At 70.8% G+C, this 15089-nt stretch carries 15 protein-coding genes; 6 read left to right on the top strand and 9 right to left on the bottom strand.

The features are described 5' to 3' along the window. Window positions 1-324: 324 nt before the first annotated feature. A complete protein-coding gene (locus tag ACIQFX_RS15170; RefSeq protein WP_402462823.1) occupies window positions 325-987 on the bottom strand; it encodes a DNA-3-methyladenine glycosylase in 663 nt (220 codons plus the stop codon). A 78-nt stretch (window positions 988-1065) separates the two neighbouring features. On the opposite strand from ACIQFX_RS15170, the gene ACIQFX_RS15165 reads away from it, so the two are divergent. The 3 genes from ACIQFX_RS15165 to ACIQFX_RS15155 all read left to right on the top strand — a co-directional run bounded on the left by ACIQFX_RS15165 (window position 1066) and on the right by ACIQFX_RS15155 (window position 3122). Next, window positions 1066-1848: a sporulation protein gene (locus ACIQFX_RS15165; protein ID WP_402462820.1), complete on the top strand. Its 783-nt coding sequence runs from the start codon at window positions 1066-1068 to the stop codon at window positions 1846-1848. Between the two features lie 63 nt (window positions 1849-1911). Continuing rightward, window positions 1912-2451 carry a YbhB/YbcL family Raf kinase inhibitor-like protein gene (locus ACIQFX_RS15160; protein WP_402462817.1) on the top strand — a complete coding sequence of 180 codons (540 nt, stop codon included), beginning with the start codon at window positions 1912-1914 and terminating at the stop codon, window positions 2449-2451. A 164-nt stretch (window positions 2452-2615) separates the two neighbouring features. Continuing rightward, a complete protein-coding gene (locus tag ACIQFX_RS15155; protein ID WP_402462814.1) occupies window positions 2616-3122 on the top strand; it encodes an HNH endonuclease in 507 nt (168 codons plus the stop codon). 80 nt (window positions 3123-3202) lie between these two features. On the opposite strand, the gene ACIQFX_RS15150 is transcribed toward ACIQFX_RS15155, so the two are convergent. From ACIQFX_RS15150 to ACIQFX_RS15135, 4 genes are all read right to left on the bottom strand, one after another. Next, window positions 3203-3976 (bottom strand): sulfite exporter TauE/SafE family protein, encoded by a 774-nt coding sequence (locus ACIQFX_RS15150; RefSeq protein WP_402462810.1) that lies wholly within the window; start codon window positions 3974-3976, stop codon window positions 3203-3205. Window positions 3977-4068: 92 nt separating this feature from the next. Further along, the gene (locus ACIQFX_RS15145; RefSeq protein WP_402462807.1) at window positions 4069-5010 is read right to left on the bottom strand and encodes an SPFH domain-containing protein; all 942 of its coding nucleotides are present in this window, start codon (window positions 5008-5010) and stop codon (window positions 4069-4071) included. A gap of 93 nt (window positions 5011-5103) precedes the next feature. Continuing rightward, on the bottom strand, window positions 5104-5532 hold the full coding sequence (locus tag ACIQFX_RS15140) for an NfeD family protein (protein WP_402462804.1): 429 nt from the start codon (window positions 5530-5532) through the stop codon (window positions 5104-5106). A gap of 76 nt (window positions 5533-5608) precedes the next feature. Then, window positions 5609-6406 carry an ABC transporter ATP-binding protein gene (locus tag ACIQFX_RS15135; RefSeq protein WP_402462802.1) on the bottom strand — a complete coding sequence of 266 codons (798 nt, stop codon included), beginning with the start codon at window positions 6404-6406 and terminating at the stop codon, window positions 5609-5611. Between the two features lie 135 nt (window positions 6407-6541). Here ACIQFX_RS15135 and ACIQFX_RS15130 point away from each other — a divergent pair, with 135 nt between their 5' ends. Continuing rightward, window positions 6542-7333 carry a hypothetical protein gene (locus ACIQFX_RS15130; RefSeq protein WP_402462799.1) on the top strand — a complete coding sequence of 264 codons (792 nt, stop codon included), beginning with the start codon at window positions 6542-6544 and terminating at the stop codon, window positions 7331-7333. 276 nt (window positions 7334-7609) lie between these two features. Here ACIQFX_RS15130 and ACIQFX_RS15125 read toward each other — a convergent pair whose 3' ends face one another. The 3 genes from ACIQFX_RS15125 to ACIQFX_RS15115 all read right to left on the bottom strand — a co-directional run bounded on the left by ACIQFX_RS15125 (window position 7610) and on the right by ACIQFX_RS15115 (window position 9790). After that, window positions 7610-7855, bottom strand: coding sequence for a chaplin (locus ACIQFX_RS15125; RefSeq protein ID WP_402462797.1), 246 nt, complete (start codon window positions 7853-7855; stop codon window positions 7610-7612). A 152-nt stretch (window positions 7856-8007) separates the two neighbouring features. Then, window positions 8008-8652 (bottom strand): response regulator, encoded by a 645-nt coding sequence (locus tag ACIQFX_RS15120; RefSeq protein WP_402462794.1) that lies wholly within the window; start codon window positions 8650-8652, stop codon window positions 8008-8010. Further along, a complete protein-coding gene (locus ACIQFX_RS15115; protein WP_402462791.1) occupies window positions 8645-9790 on the bottom strand; it encodes a GAF domain-containing sensor histidine kinase in 1146 nt (381 codons plus the stop codon). Before ACIQFX_RS15115 ends, ACIQFX_RS15120 begins: the two co-directional genes overlap by 8 nt. 429 nt (window positions 9791-10219) lie before the next feature. On the opposite strand from ACIQFX_RS15115, the gene ACIQFX_RS15110 reads away from it, so the two are divergent. Further along, on the top strand, window positions 10220-11032 hold the full coding sequence (locus tag ACIQFX_RS15110; protein ID WP_402462788.1) for a transglycosylase SLT domain-containing protein: 813 nt from the start codon (window positions 10220-10222) through the stop codon (window positions 11030-11032). A gap of 77 nt (window positions 11033-11109) precedes the next feature. On the opposite strand, the gene ACIQFX_RS15105 is transcribed toward ACIQFX_RS15110, so the two are convergent. Beyond that, the gene (locus ACIQFX_RS15105; RefSeq protein WP_402462785.1) at window positions 11110-13659 is read right to left on the bottom strand and encodes an FHA domain-containing protein; all 2550 of its coding nucleotides are present in this window, start codon (window positions 13657-13659) and stop codon (window positions 11110-11112) included. Between the two features lie 197 nt (window positions 13660-13856). On the opposite strand from ACIQFX_RS15105, the gene serB reads away from it, so the two are divergent. Beyond that, window positions 13857-15071 carry a phosphoserine phosphatase SerB gene (serB, locus tag ACIQFX_RS15100; protein WP_402462782.1) on the top strand — a complete coding sequence of 405 codons (1215 nt, stop codon included), beginning with the start codon at window positions 13857-13859 and terminating at the stop codon, window positions 15069-15071. The last annotated feature ends 18 nt before the right edge of the window (window positions 15072-15089 follow it).

Raw genomic sequence — 15089 nt, 5'->3', positions numbered from 1 at the left:
TTTTGGCACGCTGTTGAGTTCTCAAGGTGCGGACGCTTCCTTCGTTCCTGTTTCCAGGCCCTCCGGGCGCTTCCTTCGTTTCCGACTCTATCAGATCTTTCCGATCCGATTTCCTCGGTGCTTTCCGGTCCCTTTTCGCTTTCGCTCCGGGCCCTTCCGGCGTGGTCACTACGTTAGCTGATTTCCGTGGAGGCTCATAATCGAGTCATTCGAAACGAATTTCGGAATGCCGAATGAACCCCGATCGGGGTGTCATCTTGAGTAGTGGATGGCCGCTGCGGGGCACCTGAACGAGCAGGTCCTGTTCCAGCGGCTCGGGCTACGTTAGTCGCTTGGGTGGGCAGAGTCAAGGCCGCGCTTGCGGGGGGTGTGGGGGCGGTAGGGGCTGACCGTGGGGTCGTCGGTGAGCCAGAAGCGCCAGGGGTGGGGGGCGCCGTCGCCGCCGACGCCCGTGCGGGGGCCCGTGCGGACGTGGGTCGGGGGCGGTGGGGTACCGGTGAGGAGGGCGAGGGGGGCGTCCTGGCCTGCGCAGACGTCGGTGCCGTTGAGGGAGAGGGCGACGTCGAGGGCCGTGGCGAGACGGGCCGGGCCCTTGGCGAGCTCGTGGTCGGAGCGGGCCGAGCGGCGGCGGGGGCGGGCCTGGTCGGCGCCGCGGAGAAGTTCACCCGCGCGCAGTAGGACACCACTCGCCTCGCCCTCGGGGCCGCACACCAGGTTCAGGCAGTGCCACATGCCGTACGTGAAGTAGACGTACGCGTGACCGGGCGGGCCGAACATGACGGCGTTGCGTGCGGTGCGGCCGCGGAAGGCGTGCGAGCCGGGGTCGACGGCGCCGGCGTACGCCTCGACCTCGGTGAGGCGCAGCTCCATGCGCCCCTCCTCCGTGTTGCGGACGAGGGTGCGGCCGAGGAGGTCGGGGGCCACGTCCAGAACGGGTCGGTCGAAGAAGGTCCGCGGGAGCGGCGTACGGTCGGGGCTCTCGCTCATGGCGCCCGAGCGTAGTGGGGGAACCGGCTACGGTCGTCGCGCGTATGTAGGGGTCAGGACTGAGAAGGAGTGGAAGTCATGGGATTCAAGAAGCTGCTCGCGAGCCTCGGTGCCGGTGGGGCCAGTGTGGAGACGGTGCTCACCGAGGAGAACGTGGTCCCGGGCGGGGTCGTCCAGGGTGAGGTGCGGATCCAGGGCGGCAGTGTCGACCAGCAGATCGAGGGGCTGTCGATCGGGCTGCAGGCGCGTGTCGAGGTCGAGGGCGGCGACCAGGAGCACAGGCAGGACATCGAGTTCGTCAAGGTGCGTCTGGGCGGGGCCTTCGAGGTGAAGGCCGGGGCGGTGCACGTGGTGCCGTTCGGGCTGGAGATCCCGTGGGAGACGCCCATCACGGCGGTGTCCGGGCAGCAGCTGCGCGGGATGAACATCGGTGTGACGACCGAGCTGGAGATCGCCCGGGCCGTGGACTCGGGTGACCTGGACCCGATCAACGTGCACCCGCTGCCGGCGCAGCAGGCGATCCTGGACGCCTTCCTCCAGCTGGGCTTCCGGTTCAAGAGCGCGGACATGGAGCGCGGGCAGATCCGGGGGACGCGGCAGCGGCTGCCGTTCTACCAGGAGATCGAGTTCTTCGCGCCGCAGCAGTACCGGGGGCTGAACCAGGTCGAGGTCAGCTTCGTCGCCGACGACCGCGAGATGGACGTCGTCCTGGAGATGGACAAGAAGCCGGGTCTGTTCGGTGAGGGCAGCGACTCCTTCCGCGCGTTCAAGGTGGGGCTGCACGACTTCCATGCCACCGATTGGGCGGCGTACCTGAACCAGTGGCTCGCCGAGGTCGGCGGGCGTCGCAACTGGCTCTAGTCTCGGCAGCCTCGGCCGGACAGCTGCCGAGGCCGTAGCAACAGGCGATTCGGAGGATTCGACGTGTCCGAGGGCAAGAGGGCGCCGCTCCCGCACGACTTCCATCCGCCGGTGCCGGCGTTCACCGTGGTGAGCGACGACGTCGTGCCGGGCGGGGTGCTGAAGGACGCTCAGGTGTACGCGGCGGGGAACACCTCGCCGCACCTTCGCTGGGAGGGGTTCCCGGCGGGGACGAAGAGCTTCGCCGTGACCTGCTTCGACCCGGACGCCCCGACGGGGAGCGGGTTCTGGCACTGGGTGCTGTTCGACATCCCGGTGTCGGTGACGGAGCTGCCCGTCGGTGCGGGGTCGGGGTCGTTCGAGGGGCTGCCGGCGGGTGCCGTGCACGTACGGAACGACTACGGCTCGAAGGAGTTCGGCGGCGCCGCTCCCCCGGCCGGGGACCCGGCGCACCGTTATGTGTTCACGGTGTACGCGGTGGACGGCGAGAAGCTCGGGCCCGACTCCGACTCGTCGCCGGCGGTGGTCGGCTTCCATCTGCGTTTCCACACGCTGGGGCGTGCGCAGTTGGTCGGTGAGTACGCGGCTCCCGCGGCGGTCTGATCGTTCGTTTGTTGTTTGCCCGCTTCTGGTCTTGGAGAGATCAGAAGCGGGCACCTTTTGTTTCGCGAGAAATTCCGTTGTCCGACCCGGCCGGCCCGGCCATCGTTGATCCAAGCCCGGCGCCCCGTAGTGGAGCCGGGGCCGGCACGCGGAAGGTGGGCAACATGCGGGACACACTGGTACTCAACGCGAGCTTCGAGCCGCTTTCGACGGTCACACTCAACCGTGCGGTGGTGCTCGTCCTGCAGGACAAGGCCGTCGTCGAGCAGGCCCATCCCGAGCTCCGGGTGCGCGGTGCCGCCGTCGACCTCCCGGTGCCGCGGGTGATCAGGTTGTGCCGCTACGTACGGGTGCCGTTCCGAAGACAGGCCCCGTGGTCGAGGAGGGGGGTGCTGGTCAGGGACCAGCACCGGTGCGCGTACTGCGGGCGGAGGGCGACGACGGTCGACCACGTCGTGCCGCGGGCGCAGGGCGGTGGGGACAGCTGGCTGAACACGGTCGCCTCGTGCGCGGAGGACAACCACCGCAAGGCCGACCGGACGCCGGAGCAGGCCGGGATGCCGCTGCTGCACCAGCCGTTCGAGCCGACGCCGGCGGACGCGATGCTGCTCGCGATGCGGGCGCGCGAGCGGTCGGAGCTGCCGGCGTGGTTGGCGAACTCGGCCGCGTAGCCGGGTGATCCGCAGTCATACGGAAGGGCCCGTCTCTCCCGGTGGGGAGGCGGGCCCTTCCCTCGTTCGGCGTGCGGGGACTAGTTGAGCGTCAGCTGGAGGATCGCGACGATGCCGACCGCGATGATGACGCCGCGCAGGACCGAGGGGGGCAGTCTCCGTCCGACCTTGGCGCCGATCTGGCCGCCGAGGGTGGAGCCGACGGCGATGAGGAGGACGGCGGTCCAGTCGAAATCGGCGACGAAGAGGAAGAAGACGGCCGCGACGCCGTTGACGAGGGCGCCGAGGATGTTCTTGACGGCGTTGATGCGCTGCAGGGTGTCGTGGAGCAGCAGGCCCATGAGGGAGAGGTAGAGCACTCCCTGCGCGGCGCCGAAGTAGCCGCCGTACATGCTGGCGAGGAGGAGGCCGACGAGGAGGACGGGGCCGCCGTCGGGGTCCGCCTCGGTGCCGGTCTGCTCGCGGCGGCGCTTCACGGCGGCGGAGATGCGGGGCTGGAAGAGGACCAGGACGAGCGCGAGGCCGATGAGGACGGGGACGATCGCGTCGAAGGCCTGGGACGGCAGTGCCAGGAGCAGGACGGCGCCGATGAGTCCGCCGAGGAGGGCGACGCCGCCGAGTCGGATGATGCGGGTCTTCTGGCCCTTGAGCTCGCGGCGGTAGCCGATGGCCCCGCTGATGGAACCGGGGACGAGGCCGAGGGCGTTGGAGACGTTCGCGGTGATCGGCGGGAGTCCGGTCGCGAGGAGGACGGGGAACGTGATCAGCGTGCCCGATCCGACGATGGTGTTGATGGTGCCGGCGCCGATGCCGGCGGCGAAGACCGCCAGTGCTTCCCAGATGGACAACGCCATCTCCTTACATGGTCAGTGGCTCGCCTCCCCGCCCTGAGGTCGTCAGGGTCGAGGGGCTCGCACCGATCATGCCCGAGGATTACGTGTACGTGTCAGTCAACCGGCGGTTCGTCTCGCCGCGCGGACGGCACCTCGCCCTTGACGTTGAATCCGGGGACGCCGCCGCCCGCGTTGCCGAGGGCGCCGGAGAGGCCCTTGAGGGCGTCGCCGATCTCGCTGGGCACGATCCAGAGCTTGTTGGCGTCGCCCTCGGCGATCTTCGGGAGCATCTGGAGGTACTGGTACGACAGGAGCTTCTGGTCGGGGTCGCCCGCGTGGATGGCCTCGAAGACCGTGCGGACGGCCTGGGCCTCGCCCTCGGCGCGCAGTGCGGCGGCCTTGGACTCGCCCTCGGCGCGGAGGATCGCCGACTGCTTCTCGCCCTCGGCGGTGAGGATCGCGGACTGGCGGGTGCCCTCGGCGGTGAGGATCGCGGCGCGCTTGTCGCGCTCGGCGCGCATCTGCTTCTCCATCGAGTCCTGGATGGAGGTCGGCGGCTCGATCGCCTTCAGCTCGACGCGGTTGACGCGGATGCCCCACTTGCCGGTGGCCTCGTCGAGGACGCCGCGGAGGGCCGCGTTGATCTCCTCGCGGGAGGTGAGGGTCCGCTCCAGGTCCATGCCGCCGATGATGTTGCGCAGGGTGGTGACGGTGAGCTGTTCGATCGCCTGGATGTAGCTGGCGACCTCGTACGTCGCCGCGCGGGCATCGGTGACCTGGTAGTAGATGACCGTGTCGATGTTGACGACCAGGTTGTCCTGGGTGATCACCGGCTGGGGCGGGAACGGTACGACCTGTTCGCGGAGGTCGATCCGGTTGCGGATCGAGTCGATGAACGGGACGACGATGTTCAGCCCGGCGTTGAGCGTGCGCGTGTAGCGGCCGAAGCGCTCCACGATCGCCGCACTCGCCTGCGGGATGACCTGGATCGTCTTGATCAGGGCGATGAAGACGAGCACCACCAGAATGATCAGGACGATGATGACTGCTGACATCGTGTTCCCCGTGCCCTTCGCTGCCGGTTGACTGCCGGGTGGCCTTACGTGATCAAGTTTCCCAGATGGCGTAGCGTCATGGGTGAGGTTCGGTCACATGACGACCGCTGTCGCCCCGTCGATCTCGACCACGTCGACCTGTTCGCCGGGTTCGAAGCTCTGTCCGATGTCGAGCGTGCGGGCGGACCAGACCTCGCCGGCGAGCTTGATGCGGCCTCCGCCGCTGTCCACCCGTTCCAGCACCACGGCCTGACGCCCCTTCAGGGCGTCGACGCCGGTGGCGAGTTCGGGCCTGCCGTCGCGATGGCGGGCGGCGATCGGGCGTACCACCGCGATGAGCGCCACCGACACCGCGACGAAGACGAGCACCTGCGGGACGACGCCGAAGCCGAGGGCCGCGGTCACCGCCCCCGCGACCGCCCCCACGGACAGCATGCCGAACTCCGGCATCGCGGTCAGGACCAGCGGAATGCCGAGCCCCACCGCGCCGATCAGCCACCAGACCCACGCGTCGATGTCCACGTGGTCATGGTAGGGCGGGTGGGGCTCTCCGGGACAGGGCGCGGGCGGCTGTGCGGGACGCCGGCGCTCCGTACGGCTACTTCAGGGGCAGACCGTGCGCGGTCCAGCGGTCGCCGACGCGCTCGACGACGAGCGGCAGGCCGAAGCAGCGCGAGAGGTTGCGGGAGGTCAGCTCCATCTCGACGGGGCCGGCCGCGAGGACCTTGCCCTGACGGATCATCAGGACGTGGGTGAAGCCCGGGGCGATCTCCTCGACGTGGTGGGTCACCATGATCATGGAGGGGGCGTACGGGTCGCGGGCGAGGCGGCCGAGGCGGCGGACCAGGTCCTCGCGCCCGCCCAGGTCGAGGCCGGCGGCGGGCTCGTCCAGGAGGAGGAGCTCGGGGTCGGTCATCATCGCGCGGGCGATAAGGGTGCGCTTGCGCTCGCCCTCGGAGAGGGTGCCGAACCTGCGGTCCAGGTACTCGTTCATGCCGAGCCGGTCGAGGAAGGCCTTGGCGCGGTCCTCGTCGACCGGGTCGTAGTCCTCGTGCCAGGTCGCCGTCATGCCGTACGCGGCGGTCAGCACCGTCTGGAGGACGGTCTGGCGCTTGGGGAGCTTCTCCGCCATCGCGATGCCGGCCATGCCGATGCGGGGGCGGAGCTCGAAGACGTCGGTGCCGACGCCGCCGAGCTGCTCGCCCAGGATCCGGGCGGTGCCCTTGGTGGGGAAGAGGTAGCTGGAGGCGATGTTCAGAAGGGTCGTCTTGCCGGCGCCGTTGGGTCCGAGGATCACCCAGCGCTCGCCCTCCTTGACCGACCAGGAGACCTCGTCCACCAGAGCCCGTCCGTCGCGGACCACGGATACGTCCACCAGCTCCAGTACATCGCTCATGAGCGCGTTGTCTCCCCTTGCGGTCGAGTCGTGTCGTCGCCTTGCGCCGATGGGCGCGGCGTCCAGGGGAAAACCTACGTTATCGACGGAGCGGACCGGTCCGTAGGGCGTCCTTAGAGTCCTTAGTCTGGAGGGATGCTTTCGGAACCACGTTCAGGACGCCTGGCCGCCTGGGGCAACGCCCTGCTGGCCGGGGCGGTGTCGCCGGACGACGCGGCGCTGGCCATTGTCGGGGAGGACGCGGTGCACCGCGTGGAGGGGCTGCCGGGTGAGGCGGGGCCGGTGGGGCTGACGCTCGCGCTCGGCCGGCTGCGGCGGCTCGGGGTCACCGGGTGGCGGGTGGCGCTGCCCGCGCCGGGGCATCCGCTGGGACTCAGCGGCCCGCCCGACTTCAACGCGCGCGCGTTGGAGGCGGAGGAGGCCGTGGTGGGCTTCGGCGCGCCGTACGGCCTCGTGCCGGAGGTCTCCGAGGCCGGGCCGGTGGGCGACGTGCACGTGGAGGTCCTCTGGCGGTGTCTCGCGGTACGGGAGGCCCCGCCCGCGGACGTGCCCTCGCTCGGCGAGGCGGAACGGGAACTCGCCGAGGCGCTCCGCGACGCGACGGCCGTCCTCACCCGGCTCGACGTCGCCGCCTCCGGCCCCGCGGCGGACGCGGCCCGCGAGGCGTACCGGGCCCGGGCGGAGGTGGGCCGCGAGGTCCTCGCGCCCGGCTACCCGCCGCGGGCGGTGCGGGTCCTCGAACTCGCCCAGCGCATCGGGCTCCTCGTGAACCTCGCGTACGACCACGGGCACGGGGGTGCGGTGAGTGCCTCGGAGATGGCGGCGCGGGGGGAGGCGTTGCGGCCGGTGGAGAGGGTGGCTCGGAGGGCGCAGGTCGCGGCGTACAACGCGTACGTGGAGGAAAGGGAGCAGGAGCGGGGGTTCTAGGCGGTCGCCCTTGGCCCTCGGCCGGATTCTCGGCGCTCGGACGTGGACCGGGTGAAGGGGACGGGTCGGGGGCCCGTGGGGTCGGGGGGCGGGGGCGGGCGGCGCCCTATGGGGGTTGTGCCCACCCGTTCCGCCCTGCGGAACGATTGCCCACAACCGGGGGGGGCCGTAGCCGGCTGGCTGCGAGCGGGGCAGCGGGGGCGGGCGGCTGACGCAGGGGTGGTGCCGGGGAACGGCGGCGGCCCCCGGGGGTGTCCGGGGGCCGCGGGGGGTGGGTCAGGCGTTGAGGGCGGTGTTGCCGAAGGCCGGGTTGAGCAGGCCGATGACGTTGATCGTGTTGCCGGAGACGTTCACGGGGACGTGGACGGGGGCCTGCACGAGGTTGCCGGAGGCGACGCCGGGAGAGTTGAGGGCCTTGCCCGTGGCGTCGGCACCGCCGTGGGCGGAGGCGACGCCGGCACCGGCGGCGACGATGCCACCGGCGACCATGGTGAGGGCGGCGGCCTTCTTGAGGTTCTTCACTTGGTACATCCTCCTGGTCATCGCTGCGGCAGGTCCGCCGCAGTACGCCTTGGAGAACGCCGGATCCCCCGTCGGGTTGCGCCGAACGGGGGATATACACACGACGGTATGAAGTACTGAACGGTCGTGCGCCCGGCGCGTAGGGGGGCGCGTCAGTCGGTGAGACCGTGGCGTACGGCCCAGAGGGCGGCCTGGGTGCGGTCCGCGAGGTCGAGCTTCATGAGGATGTTCGAGACGTGGGTCTTGACCGTCTTCTCGGAGAGGACGAGGGCGCGGGCGATCTCGCGGTTGGAGCGGCCGTCCGCGATGAGCCCGAGGACCTCGCGCTCCCGCTCCGTGAGGGTGGTGCCCCGCCCCGTGCCCCCCGGTGAGTCGTCCTGGGCGAGGAGCGCGCCGGCGACCTCGGGCTGGAGCAGGACGTGTCCGGCGTGGACGGAGCGGATGGCGCCGGCGAGGGCGTCGGGGTCGATGTCCTTGTAGACGTATCCGGAGGCTCCGGCGCGGAGCGCGGGAACGACCGTGCGCTGCTCGGTGAAGCTGGTGACGATCAGGACCCTGGCCGGGTTGGCGAGCTCGCGGAGCCGCTTGAGCGCCTCGATGCCGTCGGTGCCGGGCATCTTCACGTCCATGAGGACGACGTCGGGGCGGAGCTCCTCGGCGCGGGCGACGCCCTCGGCGCCGTCGGCGGCCTCCCCCACCACCTCGATGTCGTCCTGCACCTCAAGGAAGGTGCGCAGGCCGCGGCGGACGACCTGGTGGTCGTCGACCAGCAGGACTCGGATCGGCCGGTCAGCCACCGGGAACCTCCATCTCGATCGTGGTGCCCTCGCCGACGGCGGAGGTCACGGTGAGCGCTCCGCCGACGCCGCTCGCCCGGTCCCGCATGGAGACCAGGCCGAGGTGGCGGCCGGCCTTGCGGACCGTACGCGGGTCGAAGCCCTTGCCGTCGTCGGTGACGGTGAGCCGGGCGCCCTGGCCGCTGCGGGCGAGGGTGACGGTGACGTGTGCGGCGTCGGCGTGCCGCAGGGCGTTGTGCAGGGCCTCCTGGGCGACCCGGAGCACGGCCTCCTCCTGGGAGGCCGGCAGGGCCCGGGCGCCCCGGCCGTCGAAGGTGACCCGGGCGGTGTGGGCGCGGTCGAGGACCTGCACCTGGGTGCGGAGGGTGTGGACGAGGCCGTCCTCGTCGAGGGCCGCGGGGCGGAGCTCGACGACGGCGGCGCGCAGTTCGTCGGCGGCTTCGGCGGCGAGGGCGGCGACCTGCTGGAGCTCGCCCTTGGCGCGGGCCGGGTCGCGGTCGACGAGTGCGGCGGCGGCCTGGGCGGTCAACCGCAGCGAGAACAGCTTCTGGCTGACGGCGTCGTGCAGCTCGTGGGCGAGGCGGGAGCGCTCCTCGGCGATGGTGAGCTCGCGGCTGCGCTCGTACAGGCGGGCGTTGGTGAGGGCGATGGCGGCGTGCTGGGCGAGGATCGACAGCAGTTCCTCGTCCTCGGCGGTGAAGCCGCAGCCGCCGCTCTCCTTGGGGCAGCGCTTGTTGGCGAGGAAGAGGGCGCCCAGGATCTCGTCGCCGTCCCGGACGGGGAGGCCGAGGAAGTCGGACATCTCGGGGTGGGCGGCCGGCCAGCCCTCGAAGCGGGGGTCGAGGCGGACGTCGGCGAGCCGTTCGGTCTCGGCCTTCTGGAGCATGGCGGCGAGGATGCCGTGCTGCCGGGGCAGGGGGCCGATCGCCTTCCACTGCTCCTCGCTGACCCCGTCGACCACGAACTGGGCGAAGCCGCCGTGGTCGTCGGGGACGCCCAGGGCCGCGTACTCGGCGTCGAGCAGCTCGCGGGCGGAGGCGACGATCGTCTTGAGGACGTCGCGGACCTCCAGGTGGCGGCTCATCGCGAGGAGGGCGGTGCTCACGGCGGCCAGGCCGGAGCTCGGTCGATGGCTCATGTGTTCACCGTACCGGCGGGGTGTGACCGTCCGTATCCGTCCGGGGACGGCGTGGGAGGGGCCCGGGGACCTAGGTCGCAGGACCGGGGAGGGCGTCTCGCCCCTGGGAGGACGGGCGCTCACCGTGTGCATTGCCGCTGCAACGACCGGTGAGGTTGTTACGGGGTCGATGTGAGGCCGGGCATAGGACCCACATCACTTACGAAGCCGCCTAGTGGAGGCGAGAGGCGCAGGAAGGGGCAGTGAGGGCTGGCCCGGGAGGGGTGTCGGCGGCCGGTGCGCAGGCCCCTGATCCACTACCCGGGATCGTACGTCACACCTTTGCCACGAGATTTTGCGGCCGCTAAGAATTGCCCCCGTCGCCGTCGAGCAAGGCGAAGCAGCACCGCCCCGGCGGAGCGACCCCCAGCGATTCGAAGAGGTTTCTGCATGTCTGCGAACACCCCTGGCCACAGTCGTGGTCTGAAGAAGACCCACAAGGCCACGATCGCCGGCGTCGCCGCTCTGGGCGCCGCAGCGCTCACCCTCTCCCTGGTGCCCGGCAACGGTTCCACCGAGACCGAGCCGCAGGCCCTGTCGGGCACGCAGCAGGTCGCCTGGTCGTACGACGCGGCCAGCCCGCAGGCGAAGGCGCTGGCCGCCAGCGTCAGCGAGCAGCAGAGCACCGTCGGCCTGAAGGCCAAGCAGGAGGCCGACGCGAAGGCGAAGGCCGCCGCCAAGGCGAAGGCGGACGCCAAGGCCAAGGCGGACGCCAAGGCCAAGGCCGCGGCGAAGGCCAAGGCCGACGCGAAGGCGAAGGCGGCCGCGAAGGCGAAGGCCGACGCCAAGGCCAAGGCGGCCGCGAAGGCCAAGGCCGACGCGAAGAAGCGTGCCGCGGCGAAGACGGCCGCGAGCCGTTCCGTCGCCCGTACCCCCGTCTTCGCGAACAACCTCGACGGCTGGATCCGCGAGGCGCTGTTCATCATGGACAAGCACAACATTCCGGGCAGCTACAACGGCCTGCACAAGAACATCATGCGCGAGTCCAGCGGCAACCCGCGGGCCATCAACAACTGGGACATCAACGCCATCAACGGCGTCCCGTCCAAGGGCCTGCTCCAGGTCATCTACCCGACCTTCAAGGCCTACCACGTGAAGGGCACCGCGTTCGACCAGTACGACCCGGTCGCCAACATCGTCGCCGCGGCCAACTACGCCGCCGACCGCTACGGCTCGATCGACAACGTCAACAGCGCGTACTGATCCGCTGTCGCACCCCGTACGCCGGAGGGCGGCACCCCTGTGCGGGGTGCCGCCCTCCGGCGTACTGCCGTGCGTGACTACTTGCGCATGACCTCGGGCTCGTGGCGGCGCAGCAGACGCGCCACGGCGACGCAGCAGACGGTGGCCATGAACAGCTGGATGCCGAGGTCGAGGCTCCACTGGCCGACCGTGTGCTCCCACAGCGGGTCGGTGTTCGTGGGGTCCTTGTGGTCCCACGGCGGCATCAGGTGCGCCAGGTCCAGGGTGGCGCCGGCGCCGGCGATGCCCCAGCGGGAGGGCATGAGCCAGGCGAACTGCTCCAGGCCGGGCGAGTCGTACACCTGGAAGAGGATGCCGGTGAACACGACCTGGATGATCGCGAACATGACGAGCAGCGGCATGGTCTTCTCGGCGGTCTTCACCAGCGCGGAGATGACCAGGCCGACCATCATCGAGGTCAGGCCGAGCCCGATGACCTGGATGCACAGCTCGACGGCCGGCGGCATGAGCAGGCCCTCTTCGGGCAGCGCCCGCGTGGAGAAGCCGATGGCGCAGATGATCACGCCCTGGAAGGCCGTGATCAGGCCGAGGACGATGACCTTGGACATCAGGTACGCGGAGCGGGACAGGCCGACGGCACGCTCCCGCTCGTAGATGACCCGTTCCTTGATCAGCTCACGGACCGAGTTGGCCGCGCCGCTGAAGCACATGCCGACCGCGAGGATCAGCATGATCGTGCCGGCGTCGCCGTTGAACCGGGACGGGGGCGTGGGCTTGCCGAGGCCGAAGTCGGCGGGGATGACGACGGACACCGCGCCGAGGACGGCCGGCAGGATCACCATCAGGGCCATGAAGCCCACGTCGGAGGCGATCACCGAGACGTAGCGGCGGATCAGGGTCCACAGCTGGGAGCCCCAGCCCTGCGGCTTCGGCGGGCGGGACATCGCCTGCTGCGGCATCTGGACGGGCTGGGCGGCGACGGCGTCGATGTCCGCGGCGTACATCTGGTAGTGCTGCGAGCCCTTCCAGCGGCCCGCCCAGTCGTAGTCGCGGTAGTTCTCGAACGCGGAGAAGACGTCGGCCCAGGTGGAGTAGCCGAAGAAGTTCAGCGCCTCCTCCGGCGGACCGAAGTAGGCCACCGAGCCGCCGGGGGCCATGACGAGGAGCTTGTCGCACAGGCCGAGCTCGGCCACCGAGTGGGTGACGACGAGGACCGTGCGGCCGTCGTCCGCGAGGCCGCGCAGCAGCTGCATGACGTCGCGGTCCATGCCCGGGTCGAGGCCGGAGGTCGGCTCGTCCAGGAAGATCAGCGACGGCTTGGTGAGGAGCTCCAGGGCGACGGAGACGCGCTTGCGCTGGCCACCGGAGAGGGAGGTGACCTTCTTCTCCTTGTGGATGTCGAGCTTGAGCTCGCGCAGCACCTCGTCGATGCGGGCCTCGCGCTCGGCCGTGGCGGTGTCGCCGGGGAAGCGGAGTTTGGCGGCGTAGCGCAGCGCCTTCTGGACGGTCAGCTCCTTGTGCAGGATGTCGTCCTGCGGGACCAGACCGATGCGCTGGCGCAGCTCGGCGAACTGCTTGTAGAGGCTGCGGTTGTCGTAGAGGACGTCGCCCTCGTTGGCCGGGCGGTAGCCGGTCAGCGCCTTGAGCAGGGTGGACTTTCCGGAGCCGGAGGGGCCGATGACGCCGATCAGCGACTTCTCGGGGACACCGAAGGTGACGTCCTTGAGGATCTGCTTGCCGCCGTCGACGGTGACCGTGAGGTGGCGGGCCGAGAAGGAGACGGAGCCGGTGTCGACGAACTCCTCGAGCTGGCCGCCGACGATCCGGAACGTGGAGTGGCCGACGCCGACGATGTCCTGCGGGCCGAGGAGGGCGGTGCCGCCCTTGGCGATCGGCTGGCCGTTGACGTACGTGCCGTTGTGCGAGCCGAGGTCGCGGATCTCGAAGCGGCCGTCGGGCGTGGCGTGGAACTCGGCGTGGTGCCGGGAGACCTGGAGGTCGGAGACGACCAGCTCGTTCTCCAGGGCACGGCCGATGCGCATGACGTGGCCGAGGGAGAGCTGGTGGAACGTGGTGGGGCTGCGGTCCGCGTAGGCCGACGACGCCCCCGCGGCGGCGCCGTGACCGGGCCCGCCCTGGGGGGCGCCCTGCTGGTGCGGGAACTGCGGCTGCTGCGCGGGCGGCTGCTGCCAGCCCTGCTGCTGCGGCGGGCCCTGCGTGGCCCAGTCCGCCTGGGCGGCGGCCTGGTCGGCGGCCTGGTGCGCCGCCACGGGCTGTGCCACCGGAGGCTGCTGGGCCTGCGCCTGCTGCGGCGCCGCCTGGGCGCCGGCGGCGAGATTGAGCCGCGGACCGTCGGTCGCGTTGCCCAGGTGCACGGCCGAGCCGGGGCCGATCTCCATCTGGTGGATCCGCTGCCCCTGGAGGAACGTGCCGTTGGTGGAACCGTGGTCCTCGATGACCCAGCTCCGGCCGCCCCAGCTGATCGTGGCGTGCCGCCACGAGACCCTGGCATCGTCGATGACCAGGTCACCCTGCGGGTCCCTGCCCAGGGTGTACGACCGGGACGGATCGAGCGTCCAGGTCCTGCCGTTCAATTCCAGTACGAGTTCTGGCACTCCGAGCCCCACTACTTGTCCCCCGATGTACCCCCGCCTGCGGGAGTCCAGGGATGTCGAATCATCCTGGGGAACTATTTCAGGCCCGGTCCCGTCTCGGAAAGTCGGGCCGTGTGAAGACCTTCGGGGCGTCCCCTCGACGACTCGGGTGTCCGCTACGCGGGACGGGGGGTCAGGCGGCGCGCGGTCACCGATACGGTGGAACCACCATGAGCGCATCGCAGACCTCAGACGTTCCCACCCTTCTCGTCAAGATCTTCGGGAAGGACCGTCCCGGGATCACCGCGGGACTCTTCGACACCCTCGCCGCCTACTCCGTCGACGTCGTGGACATCGAGCAGGTGGTCTCCCGGGGCCGCCTCGTCCTGTGCGCGCTCGTCACGGAGCCGACCGTCGCCACGGCCGGCGAACTCCGGGCCACCGTGCACAGCTGGGCCGAGTCGCTGAAGCTCCAGGCCGAGATCATCTCCGGCACCGGTGACAACCGGCCGCGCGGCGAGGGCCGCTCGCACGTCACCGTGCTCGGGCACCCCCTGACGGCGGAGCAGACGGCTGCCATAGCGGCCAGGATCGCGGAGACCGGCGGCAACATCGACCGCATCTTCCGCCTGGCGAAGTACCCGGTGACGGCCGTCGAGTTCGCGGTCTCCGGCTGCGAGACCGAGCCGCTGCGGACGGCCCTGGCCACCGAGGCGCACTCCATCGGGGTCGACGTAGCCGTGGTCTCGGCCGGACTGCACCGGCGCGCGCAGCGGCTGGTGGTGATGGACGTCGACTCGACCCTGATCCAGGACGAGGTGATCGAGCTCTTCGCCGCGCACGCGGGCTGCGAGGACAAGGTCGCCGAGGTGACGGCGGCGGCGATGCGCGGCGAGCTGGACTTCGAACAGTCGCTGCACGCGCGGGTGGAGCTGCTGGCCGGCCTCGACGCGTCGGTGGTCGACAAGGTCCGCGCCGAGGTGCGGCTGACGCCGGGGGCCCGGACCCTGATCCGTACGCTCAAGCGGCTCGGCTACCAGGTGGGTGTCGTGTCGGGCGGTTTCACCCAGGTCACCGACGACCTGAAGGAGCGGCTGGGGCTCGACTTCGCCTCGGCCAACACGCTGGAGATCGTGGACGGCAAGCTGACCGGCCGGGTGACGGGCGAGATCGTGGACCGTGCGGGCAAGGCGCGGCTGCTGCGCCGGTTCGCCACGGAGGCGGGTGTGCCGCTGGCGCAGACGGTGGCGATCGGCGACGGGGCCAACGACCTGGACATGCTGAACGCGGCCGGGCTCGGGGTGGCGTTCAACGCCAAGCCGGTGGTGCGCCGGGCCGCCGACACGGCGGTGAACGTGCCCTTCCTGGACACCGTGCTGTACCTGCTCGGCATCACGCGCGAAGAGGTCGAGGCCGCGGACGGCGGCGAGGAACTGCTGCACTGAGCCGTCGCCGCGGTACGG

Origin of the sequence: Streptomyces sp. NPDC093089 (genome assembly GCF_044754405.1) — a bacterium.
GTDB lineage: Bacteria > Actinomycetota > Actinomycetes > Streptomycetales > Streptomycetaceae > Streptomyces.
Note: the sequence above shows the minus strand (reverse complement) of the source record. Positions and strands in the feature narration are given on the sequence as shown.

Excerpts from the sequence above, each read along its gene's own strand:
- ACIQFX_RS15170 (WP_402462823.1), bottom strand. The coding sequence starts at position 987 with ATGAGCGAGAGCCCCGACCGTACGCCGCTCCCGCGGACCTTCTTCGAC.
- ACIQFX_RS15165 (WP_402462820.1), top strand. The coding sequence starts at position 1,066 with ATGGGATTCAAGAAGCTGCTCGCGAGCCTCGGTGCCGGTGGGGCCAGT.
- ACIQFX_RS15155 (WP_402462814.1), top strand. The coding sequence starts at position 2,616 with ATGCGGGACACACTGGTACTCAACGCGAGCTTCGAGCCGCTTTCGACG.
- ACIQFX_RS15150 (WP_402462810.1), bottom strand. The coding sequence starts at position 3,976 with ATGGCGTTGTCCATCTGGGAAGCACTGGCGGTCTTCGCCGCCGGCATC.
- ACIQFX_RS15145 (WP_402462807.1), bottom strand. The coding sequence starts at position 5,010 with ATGTCAGCAGTCATCATCGTCCTGATCATTCTGGTGGTGCTCGTCTTC.
- ACIQFX_RS15135 (WP_402462802.1), bottom strand. The coding sequence starts at position 6,406 with ATGAGCGATGTACTGGAGCTGGTGGACGTATCCGTGGTCCGCGACGGA.
- ACIQFX_RS15130 (WP_402462799.1), top strand. The coding sequence starts at position 6,542 with ATGCTTTCGGAACCACGTTCAGGACGCCTGGCCGCCTGGGGCAACGCC.
- ACIQFX_RS15115 (WP_402462791.1), bottom strand. The coding sequence starts at position 9,790 with ATGAGCCATCGACCGAGCTCCGGCCTGGCCGCCGTGAGCACCGCCCTC.
- ACIQFX_RS15110 (WP_402462788.1), top strand. The coding sequence starts at position 10,220 with ATGTCTGCGAACACCCCTGGCCACAGTCGTGGTCTGAAGAAGACCCAC.
- serB (WP_402462782.1), top strand. The coding sequence starts at position 13,857 with ATGAGCGCATCGCAGACCTCAGACGTTCCCACCCTTCTCGTCAAGATC.